Consider the following 16,802-nt stretch of genomic DNA (forward strand, 5'->3'; position numbering starts at 1 on the left):
GCAGCGCGGCGAGAAGGAGGACGTCCCACCCGATGAGTGCCGAGGACCTCGAGAAGTACGAAACCGAGATGGAGCTCTCGCTGTACCGAGAGTACAAAGACATCGTCGGTCAGTTCTCGTACGTGGTGGAGACCGAGCGCCGCTTCTACCTGGCCAACTCCGTGGAGTTGCGCCCGCAGAACGCCGACGGTGAGGTGTATTTCGAGGTTCGGATGAGCGATGCCTGGGTGTGGGACATGTACCGTCCGGCCCGCTTCGTCAAGCACGTCCGTGTGATCACCTTCAAGGACGTCAACATCGAAGAGCTGGAGAAGCCGGACCTACGCCTGCCGGAGTAGTAGCACGGTCCACCGACAATCCGGTGGCCCCGGATAGCTGCTCACCGGAAGTTGTGCACAGGGGCTCGGCTATCCCCAAGGGCGGTATTTGCCCAGGTCGGCGGACGAGGCCGCGCTGAGCCGCCGGGCACATTGGCCGAGTGACGGATAAAAGGGCGCTCGGCGCGCGTGGGGAAGAACTGGCGGCACGGTTCCTCGAGGCAGCGGGGATCGAGATCGTCAGCAGGAACTGGCGATGCAGATACGGTGAACTGGACATGGTCGTCCGGGACGCCGGGGTCACCGCGTTCGTGGAGGTCAAAACCCGATCGGGGCTCGGGTTCGGGACGCCGGCCGAGTCGGTCACCTTCGTCAAACAGCAGCGGATCCGGCGGCTGTCCCTGCTGTGGCTGGCCGATCAAGAAGGTCCGTGGCGGCAGATCCGGTTCGACGTCGTCTCCGTGCTGCTGGCCCGCGGGCACGAGCCGGTCATCGATCATCTCAAGGCGGTGTTCTGATGGCCCTCGGCCGGGCCCATTCGGTCGCGGTCACCGGCGTGGACGGGCTGCTGGTCGAGATCGAGGCCGACATCGGGCAGGGATTGCCCTCGGTGCACCTGGTGGGGCTACCGGATACGGCGTTGCAGGAGTCGCGGAATCGGGTTCGCTCGGCGGTGGCGAACTCGGGGGAGAAGTGGCCGGACGGGCGGGTCATTCTGGCGCTCTCGCCGGCCACGTTGCCGAAGATCGGCAGCGTTTACGATCTGGCCCTGGCGATTTCGGTACTCGACGCGTCGGGGGCGGTTCCGTCCGAGCGGCTCGCGAAGACGGTGTTGCTCGGCGAGCTCGCGTTGGACGGGCGGGTTCGGCGGGTGCGCGGCATCCTGCCCGCGGTGATCGCCGCCCGCAATGCGGGGTGGCCTGCGGTCGTGGTGCCGGAATCGGCGCTGGCCGAGGCCGGATTGGTGGATGGGATAGCGGTTTTCGGGGCGGCGAGCCTGCGCACGGTGGTGGCGTGGTTGCGTGGGGAAGGCTCGCTGTGCGAGCCGACCGGGCGGATGCCGGAGCCGGTGCGGTCCGGCGGCGATCTGAGTGAGGTGGTCGGGCAGGACGAGGCCCGCTGGGCGTTGGAGGTGGCCGCGGCGGGCGGGCATCATCTGCTGCTCACCGGGCCGCCGGGGATCGGGAAAACGATGTTGGCGCAACGGCTTCCGGGGTTGTTGCCGCCGTTGTCGGAGGCCGAGTCGCTAGAGGTGACCGCCATCCACTCCATGGCGGGCGTGTTGTCCGGCGATCATCCGCTCATCACGATGCCGCCGTTCGTCGCGCCGCATCATTCGACGTCGGTGACCGCCATGGTCGGTGGTGGGTCGGGCACCGCGCGACCTGGTGCCGTGAGCCGGGCGCATCGCGGGGTGCTCTTTCTCGACGAGTGCGCGGAGATCGGCGCCAAGGTGCTGGAGGCGATGCGAACTCCATTGGAGGAGGGCGAAGTTCGCATCGCGCGCCGCGACGGTGTGGCCCGGTATCCGGCGCGATTCCAGCTCGTCCTGGCCGCCAATCCGTGCCCGTGCGCGCCGGCCCGGGACGTCGACTGCATCTGTGCGCCGCTTGCCCGGCGACGTTATCTCGGGAAACTGTCCGGGCCGTTGATGGATCGGATCGATATCTGGGTGCAGATGCGCGGGCAGTCCGGGGCCGCGTTCAGTACCGACAAGGCCGAAAGCAGTGCGGTGGTGCGTGATCGGGTCGCGCTGGCGCGGCAGGCGGCGGTGCGGCGCTGGCAGGAGTACGGCTGGCTGACCAATGCCGAAGTGCCGGGCCATATTCTGCGCCAGCGATTCCGGTTACCGCATGACGCGATCGCGCCGGTCGAGACGGCGTTGCGGCTCGGGCGGATGTCCGCGCGTGGTGCGGATCGGGCCATTCGAGTCGCATGGACGATCAGTGACCTGCGTGGTGCGGACTTGCCGACCGCGCAGGATGTGCTGGCGGCATTGAACTTTCGTCAGCGTGGTGCGCAGTGAGCGCGGAGGCGGTGCCATCTCCGACGAACGGCGGGGGCATCGAGCTGCCGGTGTGGTCGACGGAAAGCTGCTCCGCGGCGTTCGATATGGATGCCTACGAGCGACGGCTGGCGTGGGTGTACCTGTCCCGGGTGGTGGCGGGGCCGTGTGCGGCGCTCTCGGCCTTGATCGAGTCGGTCGGAGTGATCGAGGCGGCCCGCGCGGTGCGCGAGTGCGAGTTGCCGCAGTCGTTGCGCGGGCCGACCGAGCAGCGGCGCGGAACAGACTCGGCGGCACGGGATCTGGAGTTGATCGAGCGGATCGGTGGGCGGGTGGTGACGCCGGATGATCCGGAGTGGCCTGCCTGGCGGCTGTTGGGTCTCGCCCAACTCGATGCCGGTCGCGACCGGGATGGCGCCGTGCCGCTGGTGCTGTGGGTGCGCGGTCCGCGGTCGCTGCTGGAATCGAGTGACCGTGCCCTCGCGGTCGTGGGCGCCCGGTGCTGCACTGGGTACGGGAACCAGGTCACCGGTGAGATCGCGGGCGATCTCGCGGCGAAAGGCTGGACGATCGTGTCCGGCGCGGCCTTCGGGATCGACGGGATGGCGCATCGCGCGGCCTTGGCCGTCGGCGGTGCCACCATCGCGGTGCTGGCCTGCGGCATCGATCGTCCGTATCCGGCGCAACACGATCGGCTGCTGGCCGAGATCGCCGAGACCGGGCTGGTGGTCAGCGAATATCCGCCGGGCACCGCCGCGCACAAACACCAGTTCCTGGCTCGGAATCGACTCGTCGCCGCGCTGGCCGACGGCGTGCTGGTCGTCGAGGCGGGATTGCGCAGCGGGGCGCGCAACACGGTGAAATGGGCACGGCGCCTGGGCCGTCCGGCGCTGGCCGTCCCCGGCCCGGTCACCTCGGCGGCCTCCGTCGGCTGTCACCGGATGATCCGGGAAGGCGAAGCCTTGCTCGTCACGCGAGCCGAGGAGGTCGTCGACGAGGCGGGGCCGCTGCGCTTGCCGCTGCCCGGTTCGATCGGCAGCCCCGAGGATTCGCTGTCCGGCGACGAAGCCCTCGTCTTCGCCGCGCTCCCGAAGATCGGTTCGCGCACACCCCGCGAACTGGCCCAGCAGTCCGGACTGTCGCTACCCGCCGTGCGCGCGGCCCTGCCCGCCCTCGAACTCGCGGAGTTCGTCGGCACGAGCGAAGGCGGTTGGTACCGGAAAACGACCGCTCGTCGCCATACCGAGGACACCTGACCGATGCCACCCACCCCAGAAAAGAAAGCTGACACAAATGTATGGTGCAGGTACCATAACCTCCATGCTGAAAAAGACGACAGTGATGGTCGACGAAGAGGACCTGGCCCTCATCAAGGCGGCTGCCGCGCGGGAGGGCAGGCCCGAGTCCGAGATTTTCCGCGAGGCGTTCCACATCGCCGCACTGCGCACCAAGCGCTGGGACGACGACTGGGACATCCCGACGATCAGTTCCGGCACCTCGCGAACGGCCGAGGAGATGAGCCAGGTGGTGCACGAGGAGATCGTGCGGCGGAACAGTTGATCGTCATCGGCGATACCTCCGCCCTGGTCGCCGCGTTCGACACCGATCATTCGGAACACGAAGGCGCGCGCGCCGCATTGGCCGCGGCGGCGCTGACGGTTGTCTGCCCCCTGGTGCTACTCGAAATCGAACACATCGTGACCCGAGACTTCGACCGGCACACAGTGGGCGTCGTCCACGACTGGCTGCTCGCCCAGGAACCGCTCGGCCGCGTCGCCGTAGCGCCGTTGCCGAGCGAGCACCTGCGCAAGGCGCGCAGGGTGCAGGACCGGTACGCCGATCTGCGACTCGACTTCACCGACGCGGTAAACGTCGTGCTGGCCGCCGAATACGAGACCGACGTGATCCTGACCCTGGACCGCAAGGATTTTCGCGCGATCCGGCCACTCACCGGCGCCGAGGGCTTCCGCGTGCTGCCGGACGACCTATGACCGGCGCGGTGGCTTGCCAACCGAGACGACGGTCGGGACGGTGGTGAGATGGAAGAACTGCCCGAGGACCTGGAAGCGCTGCTGACCGAGTACAGCAGGCACCTGCGGCTCGGCCGGAACCGGTCGGCGCACACGGTGCGCGCCTACCTCGGCGACGCGCGTTCGCTGCTGGCCCACCTGTACGCCAGGTCGGCGGATTCGGCGGTGCGCGAACTGGATCTGCTGCTGATGCGCTCCTGGCTCGCCCAGCAGTCGCAGGCCGGCGTCGCGCGGACCACGATGGCGCGGCGGGCCTCCTCGGCCCGGACCTTCACCGCCTGGCTCACCCAGACCGGCCGGCTGCCCGTCGATCCGGGACTGCGGCTCGGTTCCCCCAAGGCGCACCGGGTGCTCCCCGCCGTGCTCGGCCGCCAGCAGGCGCTCGGCGCGATGGATGCCGCGGAATCCGGTGCCGCACAGCATGAGCCGATGGCCCTGCGGGACCGGTTGATCGTGGAGCTGTTGTACTCCACCGGAATTCGAGTCAGCGAGCTGTGCGGCCTCGACATCGATGACGTCGACCGCGAACGCCGAGTGGTCCGCGTCCTCGGCAAGGGAATCAAGGAACGCTCGGCCCCCTTCGGCATCCCCGCCGACGAGGCGATCGGCAACTGGCTACAGTACGGCCGCGCCGCCTTCGCGACGGCGGACTCCGGCCGCGCCCTCCTCCTCGGCCGCCGCGGTAAACGCCTCGATCAACGCCAAGCCAGAACCGTTGTGCACGAGGTGGTCTCATCCATCCCCGGAGCTCCCGACATGGGCCCGCACGGCCTACGCCACACCGCCGCCACCCACCTCCTGGAAGGTGGCGCCGACCTCCGCGTCGTCCAAGAACTCCTCGGCCACGCCAGCATGGCCACCACCCAGCTCTACACCCACGTATCGATCGAACGCCTCAAGAAGGTCCACGACCAGGCCCACCCGCGCGCCTGAGGTATTTCGATCCGTCTGCGACGCAGCGAGTCCGGCAGCATCGTCGCCTCTCCGCGCTGCACGGAGAGGCGACGACGCCAGTTCTTATCCGACCTCGACCACAGGCTCCTGCGGCTGATCGGCCGGTGTCCGCCGCGCACGAAGCAAGGTCAGGCCGAGCAACGCGGCCGCGACACAGAACCCGGCGCTGATCCACGAACCCGTGGACATCGCCGCGGTGAATGCGACCTTCGCCGGCTCGGCGAACCCGAGCTGGAATGCGGCGCCGATGGATTCGCGCGCCGCCTCGGGCACATCCGCCGGCATCTTCTCGGTGAACACACCGGCCAGCACGCTGCCGAGGATGGCGATGCTGATCGCCATGCCGACCTGCTGCAACGTGTCGTTCATCGCCGAACCGACGCCGGCATGCTCGAGCGGAATGGCACTCATGATCGCGGCATACGCGGCCGGACCGGCCAACCCGCCGCCGACGCCCATGACCAGCATGCTGACCAGGATCCACCCATAACTCTCACTGACCGCGAGGATCGCGAACGCCCCACCCATGATCAGCAGACCCGACACGATCAGCGTCTTGTTGGTGAGCTTCTTGCCCAAGGTCGCGCCGAGCCCGTTGCACACGGCGGCCGCCACGGCGTAGGGGAGTAGCGCCAACCCGGCCTTCATCGGTCCATAACCGAGCACGAATTGCAGATACTGGGTGAGCATCAGCATGACCGCGCCCATCCCGAACACCATCAACAGCAGCGTCAGCGCGGTGCCGGTGAAGTCCCGATTGCGGAACACCGCCAGCGGCAGCATCGGATGCTCGGACCGGCTCTCCCACACCACGAACCCGACCGCGGTCAGCACGGCCAGCACGATCATGCCGATGTTCCACTCCCGCTCGATGATCACGTAGACCGTCGAGACGAGCGCGACGATGGACAACAGCACCCCGACCAGGTCGACCGGCCGCTGCTCACCGGTGGTTTCCGGCATCAGCACCAGCGCCGCGACGATGGCGAGCGCCGCCACCGGGATGTTCAGCAGGAACACCGAGCCCCACCAATAGTGCTGTAGCAGCAGGCCGCCCAGCGTCGGCCCGGCGACGATGCCCACCATCGACACGGTGGACCAGGCGGCCATCGCCTTGCGCCGTTCGTCCTCGGCGAAGGTGGTCATCAGGATGGAGATGGTCGACGGCATCAGCAGCGAACCGCCGACGCCCATCAGCACCCGCGCGGCGACGACATGCCACGGCTCGGTGGCCAGCACCGCGGCCAGCGAGGCCACGCCGAACACGGCCAAGCCGTAGATCAGCATCCGCCGCCTGCCGAATCGGTCGGACAGGCTGCCCGCGGTGAGCAGCAGTCCGGCGAAGACCAGCACGTAGCCGTCCAGGATCCACTGCACGTCCGACGGCGTGGCCCCGAGCTCGCGAATCAGCGACGGGATAGCGAGGTTGAGCACAGTGCTGTCGAGCATCAGCACCAGCAAGGACAGGCAAAGGACCCCCAGAATCCACCAACGGCGAGGGTCTCGTACAACGTTCGATTCCACTCGAACAGCGTACGATTAACTCGCACAGTGTGCGAATGAATATAAGATTGGCCGGTGACCAAGCAGTTCGACTCGGTATGGCTCCGCGAACCCCGGCAACCGAAGGCGTCGGGGTTACGCCTGGACCACATCGTCGGTGCGGCCGTCGACCTGCTCGACGCCGAGGGGCTCGATTCGTTGAGCATGCGCAAGATCGGCGCCAAGCTCGACGCGGGCGCGACCAGCCTCTATTGGTATGTCGCGAACAAGGACGAGCTACTGGAATTGGTGCTCGACGAGTTCTGGGGCATGGTCGAGGTGCCGGAATCGGACGACGCGCCCTGGCGGGAAGTGCTGACGACCTTCGCCTACAACTTCCGTGACACGCTGCGCGCGCACGGATGGAGCGCCTCGCTGATCGGCCAACTGCCCAGCATGGGGCCGAATGCGTTGCGGCTCACCGATCGGCTGCGGCGCGCGTACATCCGCGCGGGCTTCCGTGGCATCGACATCTACCTCGCCAGCGGGACGGTGATGTCCTACGTGCTCGGGATCGTGACGCCGGAGATCGCGTGGGCCAAGACGTATGGCGACGTCGATATCAACCGGGACTCCATCGTGCAGATGATGGAAGAGGTGGCCGGGGACTATCCGGACATGATGTCGGACTATCGGGCGCTCTCGCCGGTCAGCCCCGACGCGGCGCGGGCGATGGCGTTCGATTTCGGCTTGCTGTGCCTGCTGGACGGTCTGGAGCACCGGCTGCCCGAGGGTTCCGCGGAACGATCGGGGGATCGGGACGCCGACGCCGGGTTGTCTTGATAAACTGGAACGAGTTCTAGTTTCGACGGGCGCAGACCCGGAGACGCGGTGCACCTCAACGGTTCCGGCGTGGGGTGCACAGGAAGGCGTTCGCGTGAGCACCCACACCGTCCTCGGTCGGGAAGTTCGCATGCCGGTTCGCATCCGCCTCGCGCGGGCGTTCCTGGCGAGCTACCTGGTTCCCGCCGACGCCGCGCAGCAGGTGATCGACTACTCCGGACTGCGGGTGCTGCGACTGCCGGGCGGTCGCGCGATGTGCTCGCTCGTCTTCGTCGAGTACGTCGACGGTGATCTCGGCCCGTACAACGAGTTCGGCGTCTCGTTCATGGTCCGGCACCACACCGCCGACCCGGCCGAGCGTTTCGGCGACCTCCGCGCCTTGGCCACGAGCCGGGCCGGAGTGTTCATCCATCGACTGCCGGTCGACGGCGACTTCACCCTTGCGGCCGGTCGCGGAATCTGGGGATTCCCCAAGGAACTCGCCGATTTCACCGTGCGGCACGACGCCGGACCGCGCCACGGCGCGCTGCACCAGAACGGCAGGCTCGTCGTCGATCTGACCGTCCAGCAGGGCATTTCCACCCCGCAACGCCGAAACACCGCCGCCTCGTTCGACGCCTACTCGCACATCGACGGCGTCACCCGGTGCACGCCATGGCGGATGGAACCCTCCGGCATGCGCGCCCGTCCCGGCGGCGCCACCCTCGCCCTGGGCGGCCACCCCCTCGCCGACGAACTGCGATCGCTGCGCCTGCCGCACCGCGCCGTCATGACCTCCACCATCTCCCGGCTGGCGATGACCTTCGAAGACGCGGCCGTTGTGTAGTTACAGCTACAACCAGCGGGAACGACACATCGAGTAACCGCATGATCACGGCCCGCGCGGTTCGTGGACGCCCCCAGGACGGCCGGTTAGGGTGACTTAGCGGGCAGTTTGCTCGCGACACGAAGCCGATCTGTATAGGAGAGGTGCCCGTGAATTCCGACGACCAGCGCCCGCTGCTGGCTCCAGGCGACGGCCTGGCGGAATCACGCGGTTACCGGCCGCCGGACGTAGCGTGGAGCGTCGTGATGACCGTGCCGTTCGGCGCGCCGCTGCGCGCCGACAAGCCACCCGAGCCCGCCACCGCCCGAGTCGGGGCGGCATGACGCTCCCGCGCCCCGACGCCGAGTCGGAGGACGGGGAAGAAGAGGTCGACTACCGGTTCACTCTGGCCAACGAGCGCACGTTCCTGGCGTGGATGCGTACGTCGCTCGGTCTGCTCGCCGGTGGAGTCGCGGTGCATACGTTGGTGCAGCCGTTCCGGATGGGCGGCGTGCGGCGGGTGCTCGCCTTGAGTTGTCTCGTGCTCGCGGTGGTCATTGCCGTTGGCGCGTACGCGCATTGGCGGCGGGTGGGGGTGGCGATGCGGCAGGGGCGGCCGCTGCCCGACACGGTGCTGGTGCCGATCCTGTCCGCGGGCATCGCCGTCGTCTCGGTGCTGGCCGGTGTCGCGGTGTTGCTGCGATGAGCCGCGCCGGACTCGCCGCGGAGCGCACCGCCCTGGCCTGGCGGCGGACGGCGGTGGCCTCGATGATCACCGGCGCGCTGTTCCTGAACCACGCCGTGACCAGCGGGTGGCGTCCCGCGTTGATCGCGCCGATCGGCGCGGCGATCGCCATGGCGGCGCTGGCCGGCCTGAGTTACCTGCGCAACCGCAGCTTGCACGAGGGGCGCCACAGTCACGGCGGCTGGGTCGTCGCCGCGGCGACCGCGGCCGTGGTGTCCGTTGCGGTGATCGCGGTAGGCATCGAGTTCACCGACCCAGTGCCCTAGACCCTCACCGGCACAGCAACTTTGCACCGACTCCCAGGAGGACGACATGAGCGAACGACGTGAGCGAAGTGAGCGAATCGTGGGCCAGTGTGCGTCGCGCATGCCGGAGCCGAGCAGCGGCGAGGTGCGGGCATGAGCACCGCGACCGAGCCGAGCGACTTCATCGTCGCAGAACAGCAGCGTGCCGCCGCGGCAATGCCGTTCGCCGACACCGCCGACCTCGAGGACGCCGATCGCGGGTTCATCGCCGCGCTCGAGCCCGGCGTGGTGACCGCCGAAGACGGAAGCGTGGTGTGGGACAACGATTCCTACGACTTCCTGCACGAACCCTGCCCCGCCTCGGTCAATCCCGGCCTGTGGCGGCAGTCCGGCCTGGTCGTGAAGCAGGGACTGTTCGAGGTCACCGACGGGATCTATCAGATTCGCGGACTCGACCTGTCCAACATGACCCTCGTCGAGGGCAAAACCGGTGTGCTCGTGATCGATCCGCTGGTTTCCGCGGAGACCGCGGCGGCCGGACTGGCGTTGTATCGAGCGCATCGCGGCGACCGCCCGGTGACCGGCGTCATCTACACCCATTCGCACGTGGACCATTTCGGCGGCGTGCTGGGCGTGACGACCACCGAAGAGGTCGAGGCAGGGCGTTGTCCGATCCTGGCCCCGGCGGGGTTCCTGGAACACGCGGTGGCCGAGAACGTTTACGCGGGCACCGCGATGGCGCGCCGGGCCGGCTACATGTACGGCGCGGTGCTGCCACGCGGCCCGCTCGGCGCGGTGGGCGCCGGTCTCGGACAGACCAATTCGATCGGCACGATCACCCTGATCCCGCCGACCGTCGACATCACCGCGACCGGGCAGGAGGAGACGGTCGACGGGATCCGGATCGTCTTCCAGATCACCCCCGGCACCGAAGCGCCCGCCGAGATGAACTTCTACTTCCCCGATCACCGCGCCCTGTGCATGGCCGAAAACGCCACGCACACCCTGCATAACCTGCTCACCCTGCGCGGTGCGCTGGTGCGCGACCCGCACATCTGGGCGAAGTACCTGACCGAGGCGATCAACCTGTACGCGCGCCGCTCCGATGTGGTGTTCGCCTCCCATCACTGGCCGACCTGGGGCACCGATCGACTGGTGGAATTCCTTGCGCTGCAACGTGATCTATACGGATATCTGAACGACCAGACCTTGCGGCTGCTGAACCAGGGATACGTCGGCGCCGAGATCGCCGAAATGATCACGCTGCCCTCGGCGGTCGAGGGCAGCTGGCACACGCACGGGTACTACGGGTCGGTCAGCCACAACGTCAAAGCCATCTACCAGCGGTACATGGGCTGGTTCGACGGCAACCCCGCCCATCTGTGGGAGCACCCGCCGGTCGAATCCGCCATGCGGCACGTGGAATTCATGGGCGGCGCCGAGGAGGTGCTGCGCAAGGCGCGCAAGTCCTACGACGCGGGTGACTACCGGTGGGTGGCGCAGGTGGTCAACTACGTGATCTACGCTGATCCCACCAACGATGCCGCGAAAGCGTTGCAGGCCAGCACATTCGAGCAACTCGGCTACGGCGCGGAGAACGCGACGTGGCGCAACTTCTATCTCAGCGGCGCCTACGAACTGCGCTACGGCTCGTTCGGCACACCGACCAAAGCCAACGCGCCGTCCATGCTCGCCGCGCTGACCGTGGAGCAGGTCTTCGACGCCATGGCGCTGCGCGTCGACGGACCGAAGGCGTGGAACCAGCGGGTCGTCGCGGATTGGCAGATCAACGACGAGGATCGCGTCCACCGTCTCGAACTGCGCAACGGACGGCTGACCCACTACGCCCGGCCGGACGGGGTGCCGCTGCCGGAGCCCGACGCGGTCTTCACGCTGAGCAAGGCGACGCTCATTCGAGTGCTGCTGGCGGGTGAGGATTTCGGGGTGGCGGCCGCCGCGGGCGACATCCTGATCGACGGCGACGTCACCAAGCTGGCCGAGCTGGTCGGTGTATTCGATTCGCCGGACCCGGATTTCACCATCGTCACCCCGCGCGGCACGCTCGGGTAGTCCGCCTGCCGGAAAACTGTTCGACTCCGAAACCGACCCTCCTTACGGTGGTGCACATGTCAACCGAACCCTCGGCCGATCGGCCGCCGCTGCGCGAGCGCCTGCGCGCCGCGCTGTCCGTTGCGATGAAGTCCCGTGACCGTCAGGCGATCACCGCCCTGCGGTCCACCTTGGGCGCCATCGACAACGCGGAAGCCGTCGACGTCGGCGAGCACCGGGCCGGTTCGGTGGAGAGCAGCCCGGTCGGCCTCGGTGTCGCCGAAGTCGCCCGCCGCGAGTTGACCGACAGCGACATCGAGCAGATCGTGCGTGCCGAGATCGCCGAACGCCACACGGTCGCCGAGGAGTACGACGGACACGGGCGGGCGGAACATGCCGAGGACTTGCGTGCGCAGGCCAAGGCGCTGGCCGACCTGCTCTAGACCGAAGAAGTAGCTATCCGACGATGTCTGTCGAGTGTCATATCTGCTTGACGGACACCGTGATTCGCGATGTGCCGCCGGTCCGATTCACACCGACGTGGGCAGGGTCTTGATATACCGCCCGGCGAAGAAGCGCTGGATGACGCGCACCACGGGCCCGCCGAGCTTGGTGTACCAGGTCCCGGGCCGCGAGAACGCGGTCACGATGCCGTACACCGATTCGTCGGCCGGGTCGTACTCGACAGCGAACAATTCCTCGCCGATCTCCGGATGCCCCGGCAACGTCCCGTAGGCGAACCCGCGCTGGTTCGGCGCGGCCAGCACGTACACCACCCGGCACGGCGCGATGATCGCCAACGGCCCGACCCCGAGCCGCACCGTCAAACGCGTACCGGGCTCGGCCTTCACGGTCGACGCGTCATGAAAGATCCCGGTGCCCTTCTGCATCCGATAGTTCAGAATCTCCGCGCCGGCATGCTCGAACAACGCCCGTCCATGCCCGATCCGCCGCCGCAACCGAAACCGGTGATACCCCTCCGGCAATTCACTGGTCGTCGCACCGACTTCCGAATACGTGAACGGCGGATCGCCTGGCGCTTGCTCCATCTCCCGATCTTCACCCGCACCCGACGCCATTGGGAAGCAATCCGCCGCGTCTGTTTCGACACGCCGCGCGCCCCGCCTCGTCTCGATGTGATCCGGAGAGAGGCGGAACCGCGGCCGGGTAGCGGAACGTCGGCTACCGACGCGAACAGTTCAGGCCGGCGCGACCGGCTTGAGCCGCAGAGGAGTGAAGTGGAGCAGACCCAGCGGATCCAGATACTCCCGTCGCCGCCGACCGCCACCCTCACTCCGCAGCCCCCAGTGCAGACAAGTCCCGCACCCTTCATGCCCGGCCGCCACGGTGCCGATCCGGGCACCTCGCCCGACCCGCCGCCCGACCGCAACCTCGGCACGCACGGGCTCATACGTCGTCCGCAGCCCACCCGGATGGTCGATCGACACCACCGGCTTGTCGGCCACCGTCCCCGCGAACACCACGATCCCGTCCCCGGCCGCCAGCACCGCCTGCCCCGCCGCCGCAGCCAGATCGACTCCGCGATGTCCCGGCAGCCAATCCTGCGCAGGCTTGTCGAACCGTCGCAATACGGTCGGCCGCGGCTGTAAAGGCCAGCCGAACTGTCCGACGGGCGTCGCCGCCACCGGTTCCGCACCGGTCAGCACGAGCCCCACGAGCACCGCGGTGACGACATTCGAACGCGCCCAGTTCCGCGACATCACCCGGCATCACTCGGCCACCGACGGCAACGCCAACGGAGCCGGCGCGAGCAGCCCGCAGAACTCGGAATCACTCGGCGACATGAAAAACGGTGCGGGCCCGACATATTCGCAAAACTCCGGATCGAGCGGCGAAACTCCGTCCGCCACCCGCAACGGCGCCGGACGCACCAACCCGCAGAACGAACCCGTGCACGCCCCGGGCACGGGTTCGTGCCACAGCCACCCGCCGATCGAACCCGCGGGCTCCGGTCTCGCCGCTTCCCGCGCACCCGCGACCGGCGGAGCCGTCAACACGGCAAGCACGAAGAAAAGCGGTATGGCCAGCGTGATCATCGAAGAAATCGGATTCGAAGGCATGCCATGAAGCCTCATCCGCCCGGCCCGCCCGCGGAACCCCCACCACCCCGATTGTGGACAACTTTCTCAACTGTGGACATCTCCCGTTCCACCCGCCGCAACCACCCTCGCGTACCCCCTGACAGGCCGATTTAGAAGCTGAGCCCCCTACCCCGTAGACTGATCGAGCGGTCTGTGCGTGCACGGACCGACTTCGCGCGCCACCCCGTGCTTGTTCGCAACGGCGCTGTTCGAATCGAGTTCATCAGTTTTCGGTTCGCGGCAGAGCCTGTGCGGAGCAGGGAGTCGTCGGCTGGTCCCCACCCTCGAGGTCGGGTCCGACGGTTCGGAGGCGCCAGGGCAACGAGTCACCGATTCGTTGCGTCAACCGGCAAACGAAAGAGAGATACGGGAGCTATGGCTGTCGTAACAATGAAGCAGCTGCTGGACAGCGGCGCGCACTTCGGGCACCAGACACGGCGCTGGAACCCGAAGATGAAGCGGTTCATCTTCACCGACCGCAACGGCATCTACATCATCGACCTGCAGCAGACGCTGACCTACATCGACAAGGCCTACGAGTTCGTCAAGGAGACTGTCGCCCACGGTGGCACCGTTCTCTTCGTCGGCACCAAGAAGCAGGCCCAGGAGTCGATCGCGGCCGAGGCGACTCGCGTCGGGATGCCCTACGTCAACCAGCGCTGGCTGGGTGGCATGCTCACCAACTTCTCCACCGTGCACAAGCGCCTGCAGCGCCTCAAGGAGCTCGAGGCCATGGAGCAGACCGGTGGCTTCGAGGGTCGCACCAAGAAGGAAATCCTCATGCTCACGCGTGAGATGAACAAGCTGGACCGCACCCTCGGCGGTATCCGCGACATGGCCAAGGTGCCCTCGGCCATCTGGGTCGTCGACACCAACAAGGAGCACATCGCCGTCGGCGAGGCGCGCAAGCTGAACATCCCGGTCATCGCGATCCTGGATACCAACTGCGACCCCGACCTGGTCGACTACCCGATCCCGGGTAACGACGACGCGATCCGTTCCGCCGCTCTGCTGACCAAGGTCGTTGCCTCCGCGGTGGCCGAGGGCGTGCAGGCGCGGGCCGGCCTGTCCTCCGGTGACGACAAGCCGGAAGCGGGCGCGGGCGAGCCGCTGGCCGAGTGGGAGCAGGAGCTGCTCGCTTCTGCCGCACCGGCCGCCGAGGCCCCTGCCGAAGCCGCCGCCGAGGCCCCTGCTGAGGCTCCGGCCGAAGCACCGGCAGAGGCGCCTGTCGAGGTTGCCGCTGTGGAGACCCCGGCCGAGGCCTGAGTCTCGTAACCCGCTGTTCCAGCGGTGATCATGATCGCGTGCGATGGTGATCACCGCTGCCCAGTATTTCCAGAACTTTCTCCGAAGGAGGCTCGCCACCGATGGCGAACTACACCGCTGCCGATGTGAAGCGGCTCCGGGAGCTCACCGGCTCCGGGATGATGGACTGTAAGAACGCGCTGGCCGAGACCGACGGCGATTTCGAGAAGGCCGTCGAGATCCTGCGCATCAAGGGCGCCAAGGACGTCGGCAAGCGTGCCGAGCGCACCACCGCCGAGGGCCTGGTCACCGCCAAGGGCGGCGTCATGGTCGAGATCAACTCCGAGACCGACTTCGTCGCGAAGAACGCGGAGTTCCAGGCGCTGGCCGACCAGATCGTGGCTGCCGCCGCGGCTGCCAAGCCCGCCGACCTGGACGCGCTCAAGGCCATCGACCTCGGCGGCCAGACCGCCGATCAGGCCGTGCAGGCGCTTGCCGCGAAGATCGGCGAGAAGCTCGAGCTGCGTCGCGTCATCTCGCTCGACGGCCCGGTCGCCACCTACCTGCACAAGCGTGCCTCGGATCTGCCGCCGGCTGTCGGCGTGCTGATCGAGTACCAGGGCGAGGGTGACGCGGCGGCCGACGCCGCGCGTGCCGCCGCCATGCAGGTGGCCGCGCTCAAGGCGAAGTACGTGACCCGCGACGAGGTTCCGGCCGACATCGTGGAGAACGAGCGCCGCATCGCCGAGCAGACCGCGCGCGAAGAGGGCAAGCCCGAAGCCGCACTGCCGAAGATCACCGAGGGCCGGGTCAACGGCTTCTTCAAGGACGTCGTGCTGCTCGAGCAGTCGTCGGTCACCGATTCGAAGAAGACCGTCAAGGCCCTGCTGGACGAGGCCGGGGTCACCGTGACCCGCTTCGCCCGCTTCGAGGTCGGCTCCAACTGATCGCGCCCCGCGCGGTCATCCCGGCACCCGCCGGGATCGAGACGCGCGGGACCGGGTCTAGCCGCACTCACAGCACCATAGCGAGCAGACCCCCTGTCGACCGATTTGCCGGTTGACGGGGGGTCTTCTTATGCCGCCGAACACACATAGGGCAGGATAGGGGCCGCTCCGTGTTGAGGAGCCTTTCCGAGCTGCCGAATTCTTTGACGCACTTGCCTGCCGAGAACAACGTTGACCGCCGAAGGAGAAGAACACCCATGACGGACCCGGGGATCGATCGCCCAGGATATCGCCGGGTGCTTCTCAAGCTAGGTGGCGAGATGTTCGGCGGCGGCCGGGTCGGGCTCGACCCCGACGTGGTGGAGACGGTCGCCGAGCAGATCGCCGAGGTCGTCGCGACCGGCGTGCAGGTGGCCGTGGTGATCGGCGGCGGCAACTTCTTCCGCGGCGCCGAGCTGGAGGAGCGCGGCATGGAACGCGCCCGCTCGGACTACATGGGCATGCTCGGCACCGTGATGAACAGCCTTGCGCTGCAAGACTTTTTGCAGAAGCAGGGAATCGAGACCCGGGTGCAGACCGCGATCACCATGGGTCAGGTCGCCGAGCCGTACCTGCCGCTGCGCGCCAAGCGCCACCTGGAGAAGGGCCGCGTGGTCATCTTCGGCGCAGGCATGGGCATGCCCTACTTCTCTACCGACACCACGGCTGCCCAGCGCGCCCTGGAGATCGGCGCCGAGGTGGTGCTGATGGCCAAGGCGGTCGACGGCGTGTTCACCGCCGATCCCAAGGTCGACGAAGACGCCACCATGTACTCCGAGATCACCCACAAAGAGGTCATCGAGAAGGGGCTCAAGGTCGCCGACGCGACCGCCTTCAGTCTCTGTATGGACAACCAGATGCCGATGCTGGTGTTCAATTTGTTGACCAAGGGCAATATCGCCCGAGCGGTCGCCGGTGAGAAGATCGGCACATTGGTTCGGTCCTGACCCCGCGACCCGCGGATCATGACGATGACGACGCTGTGGAGGAAACG

The 16,802-nt window shown here is 67.7% G+C and carries 21 protein-coding genes; 18 read left to right on the forward strand and 3 right to left on the reverse strand.

Features of this window, described 5'->3' with window-relative positions; all coding sequences use genetic code 11:
• Positions 1 to 32: 32 nt before the first annotated feature.
• The 7 genes from AB0M22_RS03535 (at position 33) to AB0M22_RS03565 (ending at position 5,285) form a co-directional block, all read left to right on the forward strand.
• A complete protein-coding gene (locus tag AB0M22_RS03535) occupies positions 33 to 338 on the forward strand; it encodes a DUF2469 domain-containing protein (RefSeq protein WP_011210678.1) in 306 nt (101 codons plus the stop codon).
• A 140-nt stretch (positions 339 to 478) separates the two neighbouring features.
• Positions 479 to 835, forward strand: coding sequence for a YraN family protein (locus AB0M22_RS03540; protein WP_364720533.1), 357 nt, complete (start codon positions 479 to 481; stop codon positions 833 to 835).
• Positions 835 to 2,343 (forward strand): YifB family Mg chelatase-like AAA ATPase, encoded by a 1,509-nt coding sequence (locus AB0M22_RS03545; protein ID WP_364720536.1) that lies wholly within the window; start codon positions 835 to 837, stop codon positions 2,341 to 2,343. The genes AB0M22_RS03540 and AB0M22_RS03545 overlap by 1 nt, the downstream gene beginning before the upstream one ends.
• A gap of 86 nt (positions 2,344 to 2,429) precedes the next feature.
• Positions 2,430 to 3,578 (forward strand): DNA-processing protein DprA, encoded by a 1,149-nt coding sequence (gene dprA / locus AB0M22_RS03550; RefSeq protein ID WP_364721638.1) that lies wholly within the window; start codon positions 2,430 to 2,432, stop codon positions 3,576 to 3,578.
• A gap of 64 nt (positions 3,579 to 3,642) precedes the next feature.
• Positions 3,643 to 3,882, forward strand: a complete 240-nt coding sequence (locus AB0M22_RS03555; RefSeq protein WP_364720538.1) for a ribbon-helix-helix protein, CopG family — start codon at positions 3,643 to 3,645, stop codon at positions 3,880 to 3,882.
• Positions 3,879 to 4,313: a PIN domain-containing protein gene (locus AB0M22_RS03560; protein ID WP_364720540.1), complete on the forward strand. Its 435-nt coding sequence runs from the start codon at positions 3,879 to 3,881 to the stop codon at positions 4,311 to 4,313. The genes AB0M22_RS03555 and AB0M22_RS03560 overlap by 4 nt, the downstream gene beginning before the upstream one ends.
• 48 nt (positions 4,314 to 4,361) lie before the next feature.
• Positions 4,362 to 5,285 carry a tyrosine recombinase XerC gene (locus AB0M22_RS03565; RefSeq protein ID WP_364720542.1) on the forward strand — a complete coding sequence of 308 codons (924 nt, stop codon included), beginning with the start codon at positions 4,362 to 4,364 and terminating at the stop codon, positions 5,283 to 5,285.
• A gap of 84 nt (positions 5,286 to 5,369) precedes the next feature.
• On the opposite strand, the gene AB0M22_RS03570 is transcribed toward AB0M22_RS03565, so the two are convergent.
• Positions 5,370 to 6,830 carry an MFS transporter gene (locus AB0M22_RS03570; protein WP_364720545.1) on the reverse strand — a complete coding sequence of 487 codons (1,461 nt, stop codon included), beginning with the start codon at positions 6,828 to 6,830 and terminating at the stop codon, positions 5,370 to 5,372.
• 54 nt (positions 6,831 to 6,884) lie between these two features.
• On the opposite strand from AB0M22_RS03570, the gene AB0M22_RS03575 reads away from it, so the two are divergent.
• The 7 genes from AB0M22_RS03575 (at position 6,885) to AB0M22_RS03605 (ending at position 11,918) form a co-directional block, all read left to right on the forward strand.
• Positions 6,885 to 7,631 (forward strand): TetR/AcrR family transcriptional regulator, encoded by a 747-nt coding sequence (locus AB0M22_RS03575; protein WP_364720547.1) that lies wholly within the window; start codon positions 6,885 to 6,887, stop codon positions 7,629 to 7,631.
• 94 nt (positions 7,632 to 7,725) lie between these two features.
• On the forward strand, positions 7,726 to 8,457 hold the full coding sequence (locus tag AB0M22_RS03580) for an acetoacetate decarboxylase family protein (protein ID WP_364720549.1): 732 nt from the start codon (positions 7,726 to 7,728) through the stop codon (positions 8,455 to 8,457).
• 149 nt (positions 8,458 to 8,606) lie between these two features.
• Positions 8,607 to 8,780 (forward strand): hypothetical protein, encoded by a 174-nt coding sequence (locus AB0M22_RS03585; protein ID WP_364720552.1) that lies wholly within the window; start codon positions 8,607 to 8,609, stop codon positions 8,778 to 8,780.
• On the forward strand, positions 8,777 to 9,142 hold the full coding sequence (locus AB0M22_RS03590; protein WP_364720555.1) for a DUF202 domain-containing protein: 366 nt from the start codon (positions 8,777 to 8,779) through the stop codon (positions 9,140 to 9,142). The genes AB0M22_RS03585 and AB0M22_RS03590 overlap by 4 nt, the downstream gene beginning before the upstream one ends.
• Entirely contained in the window at positions 9,139 to 9,447 is a 309-nt protein-coding gene (locus AB0M22_RS03595; protein ID WP_364720558.1) for a DUF202 domain-containing protein, read from the forward strand. The genes AB0M22_RS03590 and AB0M22_RS03595 overlap by 4 nt, the downstream gene beginning before the upstream one ends.
• A 132-nt stretch (positions 9,448 to 9,579) precedes the next feature.
• On the forward strand, positions 9,580 to 11,496 hold the full coding sequence (locus AB0M22_RS03600; protein ID WP_364720560.1) for an alkyl sulfatase dimerization domain-containing protein: 1,917 nt from the start codon (positions 9,580 to 9,582) through the stop codon (positions 11,494 to 11,496).
• Between the two features lie 56 nt (positions 11,497 to 11,552).
• Positions 11,553 to 11,918, forward strand: coding sequence for a hypothetical protein (locus tag AB0M22_RS03605; RefSeq protein ID WP_364720562.1), 366 nt, complete (start codon positions 11,553 to 11,555; stop codon positions 11,916 to 11,918).
• 87 nt (positions 11,919 to 12,005) lie between these two features.
• Here the strand turns inward: AB0M22_RS03605 and AB0M22_RS03610 are convergent, their stop codons facing one another.
• Positions 12,006 to 12,524 (reverse strand): DUF1990 domain-containing protein, encoded by a 519-nt coding sequence (locus AB0M22_RS03610; protein ID WP_364720565.1) that lies wholly within the window; start codon positions 12,522 to 12,524, stop codon positions 12,006 to 12,008.
• 150 nt (positions 12,525 to 12,674) lie between these two features.
• Positions 12,675 to 13,157, reverse strand: coding sequence for a peptidoglycan DD-metalloendopeptidase family protein (locus AB0M22_RS03615; RefSeq protein WP_364720567.1), 483 nt, complete (start codon positions 13,155 to 13,157; stop codon positions 12,675 to 12,677).
• A gap of 4 nt (positions 13,158 to 13,161) precedes the next feature.
• On the opposite strand from AB0M22_RS03615, the gene AB0M22_RS03620 reads away from it, so the two are divergent.
• The 4 genes from AB0M22_RS03620 to pyrH all read left to right on the forward strand — a co-directional run bounded on the left by AB0M22_RS03620 (position 13,162) and on the right by pyrH (position 16,755).
• Positions 13,162 to 13,563: a hypothetical protein gene (locus tag AB0M22_RS03620; protein WP_364720569.1), complete on the forward strand. Its 402-nt coding sequence runs from the start codon at positions 13,162 to 13,164 to the stop codon at positions 13,561 to 13,563.
• A gap of 389 nt (positions 13,564 to 13,952) precedes the next feature.
• Positions 13,953 to 14,843, forward strand: a complete 891-nt coding sequence (gene rpsB / locus AB0M22_RS03625; protein ID WP_364720572.1) for a 30S ribosomal protein S2 — start codon at positions 13,953 to 13,955, stop codon at positions 14,841 to 14,843.
• A 101-nt stretch (positions 14,844 to 14,944) separates the two neighbouring features.
• A complete protein-coding gene (gene tsf, locus AB0M22_RS03630; protein ID WP_364720574.1) occupies positions 14,945 to 15,769 on the forward strand; it encodes a translation elongation factor Ts in 825 nt (274 codons plus the stop codon).
• Between the two features lie 257 nt (positions 15,770 to 16,026).
• A complete protein-coding gene (gene pyrH / locus AB0M22_RS03635; protein WP_150405586.1) occupies positions 16,027 to 16,755 on the forward strand; it encodes a UMP kinase in 729 nt (242 codons plus the stop codon).
• Positions 16,756 to 16,802: the final 47 nt, after the last annotated feature.

Source organism: Nocardia sp. NPDC051756 (assembly GCF_040681495.1).
In the GTDB taxonomy this organism is placed as follows: domain Bacteria; phylum Actinomycetota; class Actinomycetes; order Mycobacteriales; family Mycobacteriaceae; genus Nocardia.